The organism is Acetobacter sicerae (genome assembly GCF_011516765.1).
Classification (GTDB): domain Bacteria; phylum Pseudomonadota; class Alphaproteobacteria; order Acetobacterales; family Acetobacteraceae; genus Acetobacter; species Acetobacter sicerae.
On the sequence record NZ_JAAABN010000014.1, the window covers coordinates 47223 to 58907 of the forward strand.

An 11685-nucleotide genomic window follows, 5' to 3' on the forward strand; every position below is an offset into this window, starting at 1 on the left:
TACAGCCACATGAAAAATATGAAGACTTACACAGTTCTTGACAATTCGTTCCATAATTGCGATGTGTCATTCGATGGCAAGACCGAAAGCATTTGACCGGGGAGCGGCCTTGGCTGCAGCGACGAAGACCTTCGCGACCTACGGTTACGAAGGGACTTCGACCGAGGCCCTCGTGAAAAGCATGGGGATCGGTCGCCAGAGCATGTACGACACTTTCGGGGACAAGCGCGCACTATATCTTGAGGCTTTACAACATTACTGCTTCGAAAGTGTGGGACAAATCGCGGTAACGCTTCAGGCGACCGGCTCTCCTCTGACCGCAATCGAAGCCGCCTTGTTGGGATTCGCGGCCCGCATTCAGGATGACAGCATGTGTCTTGGCGTGGGCTCAATATGCGAATTTGGCCGACGCGATCGGGAAGTAACCGCAATCGGTAAATCATCTGCCGCAAGCATGCAGAACATTTTTGCCGCAACGATCCAGCGCGGCAAGGATCTCGGCGAAATCCCGCCGGAGATCGACCCGAAGGATGCCGCACGGTTCATCAATGCAACGTTCATCGGGCTGAAAGTCATGGCACGCGGGGGCGCAACACACGACGACCTGCGCGCCACCGCACAGATGGCCCTGCGCTGTCTTGGCTAGGGGGAAAGCTCTCCCCCCTTTTTTTGTTCTTTATTTGACTGTTCGTTCCAGAAAACTGAACGAACAGTCAGCAGATCGACCAGGAGTTTTCAACAATGAGCCTTTCACTGACCGGAAAAGTTGCTTTTGTTACCGGCGGATCGCGCGGTATCGGCGCTGCCATTGTCCGTCGCCTCGCGGCAGACGGCGCGGCCGTGGCCTTCACCTATGCGGCCTCGGCCGATGAAGCCAACAAGGTTGCATCCGAAGTCACCGCTGCCGGGGGCAAGGCCCTCGCCATCAAGGCGGACAACACCAGTGCCGATGAAATCAAGGCTGCCGTGTCGCGCACGGTCGCGGAGCTGGGCGGCCTCGACATTCTGGTGAACAATGCCGGCATCGTGCTCGGTGGACCGGTGGACGAGTTCGCGCTCGACACCTTTGACAAGATGTTCGCCCTCAATGTGCGCGGCACCTTCGTCGCGATTCAGGCAGCCGTCCCGCACATGAAGGAAGGCGGACGGATCATCAACAACAGCAGCGTGGTCGCGCATTACACCGCGTTCCCCGGCTCCTTCGCCTACGCGATGACCAAGGGGGCCGTCAGTTCCATGACGCGCGCCATTGCCCGCGATCTCGGGCCGCGCGGAATCACGATCAACGCGATCGAGCCCGGCCCGACCGAAACCGACAACATCAGGAACGACGCGATGCGCGACATGCTGCGTCCCCGCATGGCGCTCGGCCGCCTGGGGTCGGATACGGAAGTCGCGAGCTTCGTGGCCTATCTCGCCAGCCCTGAATCCAGCTTCATCACGGGCTCCCTGCTGACGATCGACGGCGGTTACTCCGCCTGATCCCGGCCTACCGGAACCATTCCCAGCAAAGGACAGTCCAGATGTCAGATGCAGGAGAAACAGTCCGGCAGTTCGTCGCATCCTTCGAAAAGAGGGATGCGGAGCTGCTCAAGACATTCCTTGACGACGCCATTGTGTTTTCCAACCACGGCGATCCCGAAGTGCGCGGGAAAGAAAACGTCGTGCAGATCTGGAAGCGGGTCTTCACGGCATTCGCGCAGGTGCGCTTCGAGACGATCCGTCAGGCCGTCGACGGCGCGATCGTGCTGGCCGAACAGATCCATCACCTGGCCCTGCCCGGTCGTGAATCCGCCGCCATCCCTAACATGGCGACCTATGAAGTCCGCAATGGCCGCATCGTGCTTTGGCATGATTACAGCGACGGCCAGTCCGCCCGCGAGACCCTGAACGCCACGAAGCCGCTTGCGGCGCCGCAGTCGTGACCTGACGCATACCCCCTTTGACTAACCATTCCAAGGAAGACTGGCATGCACGCTATCGTAATGCGCGAACCGGGCGGCCCCGAGGTTCTTGAACTGGTCGAGAGACCCGACCCGGTGCCGGGTCCCGGCGAAGTTCTGGTCGATGTGGCCGCGGCCGGCGTCAACTTCATGGATACCGGCGTCCGGCGCGGTATGTTCTGGATGGAAGCCGATCCGAAGATCCTCGGCGTCGAGGGCGCGGGCCGCGTCCTGTCCGTCGGCCAAGATGTCGAGGATTTCCGACCGGGCGAGCGCGTGGCCTGGGTTTACTCCCCCGGCAGCTATGCCAGTCGCGCCGTCATTCCGGCAGGGGCACTCGTGCCCGTTCCCGACGCGATTGACGACCAGACAGCTGCGTCCGTCATGATGCAGGGCCTGACGGCCAGCCATTTCGCGACGGATTTCTACCCGGTCCAGCAGGGAGAATTTGCCCTAGTCCACGCGGCGGCCGGTGGGCTCGGCCTGCTACTGACGCAGATCATCAAGATCCGGGGCGGCAAGGTCATCGGCCGGGTGTCGTCGCAGGAGAAGGTCGAGATCGCGCGTGGGGCCGGTGCCGATCATGTCATCGTGGATGCCGGCGGCGATTTTGCCGAAGAAGTCGTCCGCGTGGCTGACGGCGAAGGCGTGCATGTCGCCTATGACGGCACGGGTCCTGTGACGTGGCGGGCATCGCTCAATGCTCTGCGCCGCTCCGGCACGCTGTGCTGGTTCGGCCCGGTGCTTGGTGGCCCCGGCCCAATCGAGATCACCAGCATCCCAAAAAGCATCAAGATCGGTTATGCGGTCTTCGTGGACCATATTCATACGCCGGACCTGCTACGCGCCCATTCGGCGCAGATCTTCAATTGGATCATCGAAGGCAAGATGAAGGTCCATATCGGCGGCACCTACCCGCTGGCCGACGCTGCCCGCGCTCATGCCGACATGGAGAGCCGCAAGACGACCGGCAAGCTCCTGCTGATTCCGTGAAGAGGCCGGAAAGCAGGCTTAAGCGGAGACGCGGCATTCTGCATTATCTCGGGCCACATGAGGAAGCTGCTGGAAACCTCATGTGAGCGAGATTTTGGCGATAGTGACACAGGTTCGCTCGTACCATGCGCAGTACAAATCTCGAATACTTCAGGTTTGCCGTTGAGGCCGGTAGCCTGACACGGGCGGCCTGGCTTCATGGTGTCAGAGTTTCGACAATGACCAGAGCAATCGATAAGCTTGAAGATGAGCTTGGCGTTACCCTGCTGGAAAGAACCCACAGCGGCATTCGACTGACTGCGGCTGGCGATGTCCTCTTCCATCGAATCAGCTCATTGCTTGATGATTGGGACGAAATAAGAGCCTTGTCGCAAATTCTAGGAACGGGCCGCCGAGGGGTCATTCGGATTGGCAGTCTACTACCCCTCGTCGGCCAACGCATCAGGCTGGCGTTATCAGCATGGCGAAAAAAACATCCCGATATCAGAGTTTCTTTTCACGAAATGGGAGATTTTGACCTCCAATCCGCTCTATTTCGGCATCGTGTGGATGTGATTTTCTTCACTCCATTCATTCAGTCCGACTACCTTGAGTCACTTCCGTTTTGCGTTGAAAATCTGATGTTAGCCATGCCGAGCGAGCATCCACTACGTCAATATGAAAGCGTGACACGCAAGGAATTGCAGAACGAAACATTTCTACTACAGGATTGGGGAGGTGATTATAGTGTGCGACGTCGTTACCTAGAAATTTTGGGCAGCGACATCACCCTTGAAAGTCATCCGGCGGGAAAGCAGTCCGTATTTGCGCTTGTTGGATCTGGATATGGCATGACCCTTGCCGTCCAGAGTCAGGCGGAACAGGGTTTTCCGGGTGTCATTTTCCGGCCACTACGGGAGAGGAATACGCAATTGCAAATTCGCCTCGGTTGGGATGCCAATAATCAGGACACCGTTACGGGTCGGTTCGTGGCTTTTGTCCGTGATCTAGTTCCGGACGACCGGCGAGAAGACGTCTTGCCAAGGAAAAGGCTCGATCGCCAGCCATAAAGCGCGCGAGCATCGGCCCAATCAGCTTTGCTGGCGTGATCTCGGCCTGACCGCTCTCACGCGCCAGCAGCCGCCCGTATTCAACCAGATCGCGATGCACGGCGGCGGGAAGCTCGACGGTCACGCGTATCGGCCTGTCATCCGCAATTGGCCCAAGCCTGAGCTTCATCATCGGGAAACCTCCTGTCCGTAGGGGGCGAGAACCAGGTCACGATGCACCATGACCCGCACCGGAAAGCCCGGCCGGATGATATTGGTCGACTGGATATTCAGCGAGCGTCCGACGATCTGCTCGCCGATCTGGTTGAAGCCCTGCGAGCCGCCGGTCCGCAAGGCCTGGGCGATGCCATTGCCGCCGCTGATGTCGGCCTCGGAGCCCACGCTCAGCATCGTCGAGACCAGGGCGGCCTTGAACACCTCGCCCCAATGGTTGTCGGTCTGGTCCTGCAACCCGGCGAAGCCCGCCGGATCAGCGGCCGGCTCGTTCTCCAGCACGATCGAACCCCCGGCACCGCGCATCAGCCGGGTCCAGACCAGCAGCACACGGGTCTGGCCATAGGAGATCTGAGAGTCATAGCGGCCGATCAGCGTCGCGCCCTGCGGGATCAGTAGGATATGCCCGGTCGGACTGTCATAGACATTCTCCGTCACCTGCGCCGTGACCTCGCCGGGCAGGTCGGAGCGGATGCCAGTAATCAGCGCGCCGGAAATGATCGATCCCGCCTGGATTATATACGGGCTGGGAGCGGGAGTCAGACGCGCGGCACTGACGGTACGCTGGTCGACCGGGCCATCGAGAAACGCCTGGTTGCGATCAGTGGCAGCACCGGCAGCCGGAACCGGGGTGGCACCAGCTGTCACCGGGGCAGCACTGTTTCGCCCGACCTGCGTCTGGGTAAAGAGATGGCTGACCCGTGCTGCTTCCTGCTCCTGAGCCATACGCTGCTTTTCGGGATCGGCGGGTGCCGCCGATGTCGCCATGCCGGGGACACCCACACCTGCTTTGAGGAACGGCCTGCCGAGATCGCCGGGCAAAGGAGGCCCGAGGCGCGGCGGGTGGGTATAGTCTCCCGGCAGATTCGCCAGCCCGTCCGGCGTGGTGCGATTGCCGGTATTATAGAGTTCGGCCTTGCCCGTTCGGGGTGCGGACTTCAGCGCCACATAGAGCGCGCCCCCGACGCCGAGCACCGCCACCAGCGTCAGCCCCATGATCACCCTGCGCGACAGCCGCGTGACCGGCGGTCGCGTCACGCGCAACCGCATCTCGCCCGGCGGCCTGACGGGAGGCACTGGTTTGTCCGCCTCCCCCGCTCCGGTGCTCCCGCTCACGACCGACGCGCTCCATCGGTGCGCACGATGCGCACCACCTGCTGGTGCTTCGCGCCCAGTCGCAGTTCGGCAGCCGCGAACAGGCGATCGACGATCATCCGATTGCCGCGCACCCGATAATTCACGAGTTGGCCGTCGCCCTGCGGGCCGACCACCCACAATGGCGGCATCTCCCCCTGGGCGATGCCGGTCGGGAATTCGATAAAGACCTGCCGCCCGTCATCGAAGGCCCGCAACGGCCGCCACGGCGCCTCGTCGCCCTCGACCCGGTAGCGAAAATTCAGCGCGTCGAGATCGACGCCGGTCACGACCGAAGCCGCGAGATCCGCGTCACGATCCTGGCCGCGCAGGGCGACGATCTGGTCCTGCGGATAATCCCAGGACACCGACGCCATATAGGTCCGCTCATCGGAGCGCAGTTCCAGATGATAGGTGCGCCGGTCGGTATTGACGACCAGGTTGGTGGTCAGGTCCGGGCGGGTCGGCTTGAGCAGGATATGAATCCGTTTCGACGCCCCTGCCCCGCTCTCGGTGTCGCCGATAATCCAGCGTACGGTATCGCCGGCAGCGACCGGACCGGCACCGACTAGCTTCTCGCCCGGCTGCAGCGCGATGTCGGTGATCTCGCCGGGTGCGGCATAGAGCTGATAGAGCGCACCCTCGGAGAAGGGATAGACCTGGATCGCATTGAGATAGCCGGCCCGCGTCGGCTGGATCCGCGCCACACTGTTGGCGCGCTCGACCCGCTCATGCGGATCGGCGGGCTCGGGTGATGCATGCCGATAGGGGATCGGCTTGAGCTGCCCCGGCAACGGCAAGGGCTCCGGCAGCTCCACCACCTGCACCGGCTTGGGCGGTTCCGGGGTGAGGACCGCCTGCCGGGGCGTATCGTCGTATCTGATGGCAGGCGGCTTCCATGAGGAGCAGGCCGCCAGCGGCGCCAGCAGGATCATGAACGGCGCGATTGTGTTGAGGGTGCGCATCAGCCGAGTTCCCTAGACCAGTTGAGGGCGTGGATGTAGATGCCGAGCGGGTTCTTGCGCAGCCGCTCGGCATCGGTCGGGGTGGTGACGACGATGGTGAGGATCGCGCTCCAGCGCTCGGTGGACGCCAGCGCGCTGTCGACATAGCGGCGCTCGATCCATTCCACCCGGAAGCTGTCGTCGGAAGCGCGGATGACGCTGGCAATCTCGATCGCAACCTGCATCCTGCCGATCCGGCTGAAGGGATCGTTGGTGCGGGCATAATCATTCAGGGCCAGCGCGCCGCGGTCGGTGACGTAGTTATAGGCGTCGAGCCAGTTCTGCCGCAGCACCACCGGATCGGCCGGGATGCCGCGTACCTCGGAGACGAAGCGCGCCAGATACCAGGCGATCTGCGGATCGGTCGGCCGATAGGCGGCGGTCGCCGGACCGACGGCCTGCGCCTGACCGAGATGGTCGATCTGCACCACCCACGGCGTGACGGTGCCGCGCAGCGACTGCCAGACCAGCCCGGCGCCCAGCCCGCCGCTCAAAGCGAGACAGCCGAAGAAGGCCAGCCGCCAGTTGTGGGCCTGGACACGGGCCGAGCCGATGCGATCGTCCCAGACCTGTCCGGCCTTGTGATAGGGCGTCTCGGGTTCCGGCGTCCGGCCGAAACGCACATTGGGGCGGCGGAACATGGTTATTCTCCCTCCGAGAGATCGACGTCGTGGCCGCCACTGGGCCGGTCGCCGCCCTTAATCGCCTGTGCGGCCGCATCCGCCCCGCCCCTGATCCGGTTGTTGCGCTGCATCCGGCTGGCCCAGGCGGGCGGCTTGCCGGCAGAAGCTCCGCCAGCGCCAGAAGCGGTCGCACCTCCCGCACCGCCAGTCGCGGCGGCTCCGCCGGCCTGATAACTGGTGCGGACACTGGCCATGGCGCGGCGCAACGGGCTGGCGGCGGCGGACAGTCCGGCCTTCGCGACGCCTGCAGCACCTCCGGCCTGATAGGCGGCGGTCGTGCCGCCCGCGACAAAGGCCCCGCCACGCACCGCGGCTGCCGCGGCTCCCACAGCCAGGCCGGCGCCAGACGCGGCAGCCACGCCGGCACCGACGACCCCGGCTGCGGTGGCGACAGCGGACCCGGCGCCCAACTGCGGACCACCGGCGATCAGCCCATTGGCCAATGCCGGGCCGAACACGGTCAGGCCCAGCAGAGTCAGGGAAGCCAGGATCAGCGTCAGCGCGTCATTGATGGTGGGTGGATTATTGAAGCCGCTGGTGAACTGGCCGAACACCGTCGAGCCAATGCCGACGATGACCGCCAGCATCAGCACCTTGATCCCGGACGACACCACGTTGCCCAGCACCTTCTCAGCGAGGAAGGCAGTGCGGCCGAACAGGCCGAACGGTACCAGCACGAACCCGGCGAGCGTGGTCAGCTTGAACTCGATCAGCGCCACGAAGAGCTGAATCGCCATCACGAAGAAACTGATGACCACGATCAGCCAGGCAATCAGCAGCACCGCGATCTGGATCGCGTTGTTGAAGAGGGCGACGAAGCCGACCAGTGAGGAGATCGAGGTCAGGATCGGCTTGCCGGCATCGATGCCGACCTGCGCCAGCCGCCCCGGCTGGAGCAATTGCGCCTGGGTAAGATGCCCACCGCCCGCCTCGATGCCCAGCCCGGCGAAGGACTCATAGATGATCTTTGCCAGCCCGTTGAAGTCGCCGATAATGAAGGCGAACATGCCGATGAACAGGGTCTTGCGGATCAGCCGCGCCAGCACGTCCTCATCCGGCGCCAACGCCCAGAACAGCCCGGCCAGGGTAATGTCGATGGTAATCAGCACACCGGCAAGCCAATGGACGTCGCCCTGCACCAGACCGAAACCGGAATCGATATACTGGGTGAAGATGGCGAGGAAATTGTCGATGACGCCGGTGCCCTGCTGCATGGCGTCACCGTGCCGCGTCGGGCGCGAAGAAGCGCTTGCGGTTCTCGGCCCAGACCGCTTCGCAGGCCGGATCGCCGTCGGCCTTCATGCCGAGCGCCTGACAATGCGCCAGACCGGCGGCCAGCCGGTCACGCGATCCCGGCGGCCCGAGATCCGGCACCCCCACGTCATGGGGCATGTGCCGGAGATGAAGGCTGGCGACAACCAGAATCAAAACGACCAGCCCGAGGGCAACGAGCCGGAAGACGATCGGCGGGGAGAGACGTAACCCGCGCATCAGTGAAACATCTGCGCGGTGCCGGGCGTGTAACCGGCCCCGTAATTCAGGAAATTCGCGAGTTGTGCCCTGCCCTGCTCCTCGCTCTCGACCTGACGCGCGCCTTCCAGCGCCTGGGCGCGGCCCATCGCCGTGATGACGGCGGTGAGGTCGGCAAGCTGGCGCGTCTGCAGCGCGGTCAGCTGGTTGCCCGATTGCGCGGCCTGTAAGGCGCCGGTGGCCGCCTGGCTCGAGGTGACCAGACTGTCGATCTGGCTGCGCGTGGCGTCGAGATTCTGCACCGCACCGGTCTGCACGCGCAGCCCGTCCTGATAGGCGCCCCGCGCGTTCTGCCATCGCGTCTGCGCGTCGGCGGTCATCTGCGCCGCCGAACTCGGGCTCGCCAGCGCCTGCGGATAGGTCTGGCTGAAGGCCTGATCGATGCTGGTCAGGTTATAGGATAGCCCCTGCGCCTGGCCGACGATCTGTTCGGTCGCTTCGATTGATTGCTCCAAGGGTGCCAGCACCGAGAGCGGCAGATTGGCGAGGTTGCGGGCCTGGTTCTCCAGCATGGTCGCCTCGTTGAGCAGGCTCTGCGCCTCCTGGTTGACCTGCTGCAATTCCCGCGCCGCGATCAGCACCGTCTGGACATGGGCGGCGCCATCATAGACCGCCCATTGCGCATGGGCCGGGACGCTCACGACGATGGATGACAGGGCGCCAAACCCAGCCACGAACGCTGCTTTGCAGATCGACGAATTTCTCATGATGGTTCTCCCGGCCTGAGCATTTCAATCGCCCAGTCCACGCCCCGGTGCGCCAGCCACGCGGCCGCGAACCCGTCGCGGCCGTGCCGGGCAAAGATCCGGTCGATCGCGGCCTGGTCGTCGGGCGACGACGCGGCGGTGAAGGCCAGCGCCACTTCGGACAGGCCGAGATCGAACAAACGGTTGCCGCGCCGGGACTGGCAGTAATAGTCGCGCTTGGGCGTCGCCCGGCTGAGGATCTCGATCTGGCGGTCGTTCAACCCAAACCGGCGATAGATCGCGGTGATCTGCGGCTCCAGTGCCCGGTCGTTGGGCAGGAAGATCCGGGTCGGGCAGCTTTCGATCAGCGCGGGGGCGATCGGGCTGGCGTCGATATCGGCCAGAGATTGGGTGGCGAAAATGACGGAGGCGTTCTTCTTGCGCAGCGTCTTCAGCCATTCCCGGAGCTGCCCGGCGAAGGCGCGATCATCCAGCGCCAGCCAGCCCTCGTCGATGATCAGCAACGTCGGGCTGCCGTCAAAACGGTCCTCGATGCGATGGAACAGATAGGACAGCACGCCGGACGCGGCGCCCGAGCCGATCAGCCCCTCGATCTCGAAGGCCTGGATATCGGCGACACCAAGACGCTCATGTTCGGCGTCAAGCAATTTCCCCCACGGGCCACCAACGCAGTAAGGCTGCAACGCCTGCTTCAGCGCCAGCGACTGGAGCAGCGCGGACAGGCCGGCAAGGGTGCGTTCTCCTGCGGGTGCCGAAGCCAGCGAGGTCAACGCCGACCACAGATGCTCCTTGAGGTCGGGGGCAACGGTGACGCCCTCGCGTTCCAGCAGGATCGCGACCCATTCTGCCGCCCAGGCCCGTTCGCCCGGCTCGTCGATCCGCGCCAGCGGCTGCAGCGCGACGGGATCGTTTCCGTCCTGCGCCAGCGCGCCGCCGAGATCATGCCAGTCGCCCCCCATCGCCAGGATAGCCGCGCGGATCGAGCCACCGAAATCGAAGGCGAAGATCCGGGCACCGGCGTAGCGGCGGAACTGCATCGCCATGAAGGCCAGCAGCACGGACTTGCCCGCACCCGTCGGCCCGGCGATCAGCGTGTGACCGACATCGCCGACGTGAAGTGCGAAGCGGAACGGGGTCGAACCTTCGGTGCGGGCATAGAACAGCGGCGGAGCGTCAAAATGCCCGTCCCGCTCCGGCCCGGCCCATACCGCGGAGAGCGGAATCATATGCGCGAGATTCAGGGTCGAGACACAGGGCTGGCGGACATTGGCGTAGACATGGCCCGGCAGGCTGCCGAACCACGCTTCGAGCGCATTGACGCTCTCGCGCATGCAGGTGAAGTCGCGGCCCTGGATGGTCTTCTCCACCAGCAGCAGCCGGTCGGCGGCGATAGTGGGATCTTCGTCCCATACCGTGACGGTCGCGGTGACATAGGCCTGCCCGACCTGGTCGGTGCCGAGTTCCTGCAACGCCGCGTCGGCGTCGGCCGCCTTGTTGGCGGCGTCGGAATCCAGCAGCACCGAGGCCTCATTGGTCATCACCTCCTTGAGGATGGCCATGATCGATTTGCGCTTGGCGAACCATTGCCGCCGGATCCGGCCCAGCACCCTGGTCGCGTCGGTGCGGTCGAGGCAGATCGCCCGCGTCGCCCAGCGATAAGGAAAGGCCAGCCGGTTCAGCTCGTCGAGCAGACCCGGCCAGGTCTGGGTCGGGAAGCCGGTGACGGTCAGCGTGCGCAGATGGGCGTCGCCCAATCGGGGCTCCAGGCCACCGGTCAGTTCCTCGTCGACCAGGATGGCGTCGAGATGCACCGGGATCTCCGGCACCCGGACCCGCTGCGTGCGCGTCGAGATGCAGGAATGGAGGTAGGTCAGGGTTTCGCCATCATCGAGCCAGTCGGCCTCCGGCATGAAGCCGTCGAGCAGCGCCAGCACCCGATCGGTCTGGTCGATGAAACCTGCGACCACCGCCCGCCAGTCGGAGCCGCCACGGGCGCGGTTCTCGTAGAGCCAGGCTTCCGCGCGGGCGGCGTCGTCCGCTGGCGGCAGCCAGACCAGGGTGAGGAAATAACGGCTTTCATAATGCGCCCCCTCTTCCTCGAACTGCGCCCGACGTTCGGCGTCGACCAGTTCGGAGGCAGGATCGGGGAACGGGCTGAAAGGATAGCCCCGTGCTGGAAGGCGCTGCGCCTCCACGAAAATGGCCCAGCCGGAGCCGAGACGGCGCAGGGCGTTGTTCAGGCGGGAGGTGATCGCGACCAACTCGGAAGCGGTCGAGGAGTCCAGGTCGGGACCGCGGAACCGGGCCGTGCGCTGGAAGGCACCGTCCTTGTTTAGCACCACGCCCCTGGCGACCAGCGCCGCCCAGGGCAAGAAATCGGCCAGCCGGTCGCGGCGATGACGGTATTCGGCGAGGTTCAGCATGGCGCC

The 11685-nt window shown here is 64.2% G+C and carries 13 protein-coding genes; 5 read left to right on the forward strand and 8 right to left on the reverse strand.

The window, feature by feature from the left end; all coding sequences use genetic code 11:
* Window positions 1–109 precede the first annotated feature (109 nt).
* The 5 genes from GVI59_RS14010 to GVI59_RS14030 all read left to right on the forward strand — a co-directional run bounded on the left by GVI59_RS14010 (window position 110) and on the right by GVI59_RS14030 (window position 3985).
* A complete protein-coding gene (locus tag GVI59_RS14010) occupies window positions 110–646 on the forward strand; it encodes a TetR/AcrR family transcriptional regulator (protein WP_198912161.1) in 537 nt (178 codons plus the stop codon).
* A gap of 95 nt (window positions 647–741) precedes the next feature.
* The gene (locus GVI59_RS14015) at window positions 742–1482 is read left to right on the forward strand and encodes an SDR family NAD(P)-dependent oxidoreductase (RefSeq protein WP_053323608.1); all 741 of its coding nucleotides are present in this window, start codon (window positions 742–744) and stop codon (window positions 1480–1482) included.
* A gap of 41 nt (window positions 1483–1523) precedes the next feature.
* Window positions 1524–1925 carry a nuclear transport factor 2 family protein gene (locus GVI59_RS14020; RefSeq protein ID WP_053323607.1) on the forward strand — a complete coding sequence of 134 codons (402 nt, stop codon included), beginning with the start codon at window positions 1524–1526 and terminating at the stop codon, window positions 1923–1925.
* Between the two features lie 45 nt (window positions 1926–1970).
* Window positions 1971–2936, forward strand: coding sequence for a quinone oxidoreductase family protein (locus GVI59_RS14025; RefSeq protein WP_053323606.1), 966 nt, complete (start codon window positions 1971–1973; stop codon window positions 2934–2936).
* A 125-nt stretch (window positions 2937–3061) separates the two neighbouring features.
* On the forward strand, window positions 3062–3985 hold the full coding sequence (locus tag GVI59_RS14030) for a LysR family transcriptional regulator (RefSeq protein ID WP_053323605.1): 924 nt from the start codon (window positions 3062–3064) through the stop codon (window positions 3983–3985).
* Here GVI59_RS14030 and GVI59_RS14035 read toward each other — a convergent pair.
* The 8 genes from GVI59_RS14035 to trbE are packed head-to-tail and all read right to left on the reverse strand — an operon-like array spanning window position 3891 to window position 11679.
* Window positions 3891–4157, reverse strand: coding sequence for a DUF2274 domain-containing protein (locus GVI59_RS14035; RefSeq protein ID WP_082267023.1), 267 nt, complete (start codon window positions 4155–4157; stop codon window positions 3891–3893). The genes GVI59_RS14030 and GVI59_RS14035 overlap by 95 nt on opposite strands.
* Complete coding sequence (locus GVI59_RS14040) at window positions 4154–5314, reverse strand: TrbI/VirB10 family protein (RefSeq protein WP_129551470.1); 1161 nt, start codon at window positions 5312–5314, stop codon at window positions 4154–4156. Before GVI59_RS14040 ends, GVI59_RS14035 begins: the two co-directional genes overlap by 4 nt.
* The gene (trbG, locus tag GVI59_RS14045; RefSeq protein WP_053323603.1) at window positions 5311–6297 is read right to left on the reverse strand and encodes a P-type conjugative transfer protein TrbG; all 987 of its coding nucleotides are present in this window, start codon (window positions 6295–6297) and stop codon (window positions 5311–5313) included. Before trbG ends, GVI59_RS14040 begins: the two co-directional genes overlap by 4 nt.
* Window positions 6297–6977 carry a conjugal transfer protein TrbF gene (gene trbF / locus GVI59_RS14050; protein ID WP_129551471.1) on the reverse strand — a complete coding sequence of 227 codons (681 nt, stop codon included), beginning with the start codon at window positions 6975–6977 and terminating at the stop codon, window positions 6297–6299. The genes trbG and trbF overlap by 1 nt, the downstream gene beginning before the upstream one ends.
* A gap of 2 nt (window positions 6978–6979) precedes the next feature.
* Window positions 6980–8233, reverse strand: coding sequence for a P-type conjugative transfer protein TrbL (gene trbL / locus GVI59_RS14055; protein ID WP_129551472.1), 1254 nt, complete (start codon window positions 8231–8233; stop codon window positions 6980–6982).
* A 4-nt stretch (window positions 8234–8237) separates the two neighbouring features.
* Complete coding sequence (gene trbK-alt / locus GVI59_RS14060; protein ID WP_129551473.1) at window positions 8238–8510, reverse strand: putative entry exclusion protein TrbK-alt; 273 nt, start codon at window positions 8508–8510, stop codon at window positions 8238–8240.
* Entirely contained in the window at window positions 8510–9256 is a 747-nt protein-coding gene (trbJ, locus tag GVI59_RS14065) for a P-type conjugative transfer protein TrbJ (protein WP_146892230.1), read from the reverse strand. The genes trbK-alt and trbJ overlap by 1 nt, the downstream gene beginning before the upstream one ends.
* Entirely contained in the window at window positions 9253–11679 is a 2427-nt protein-coding gene (gene trbE / locus GVI59_RS14070; protein WP_173574820.1) for a conjugal transfer protein TrbE, read from the reverse strand. The genes trbJ and trbE overlap by 4 nt, the downstream gene beginning before the upstream one ends.
* Window positions 11680–11685: the final 6 nt, after the last annotated feature.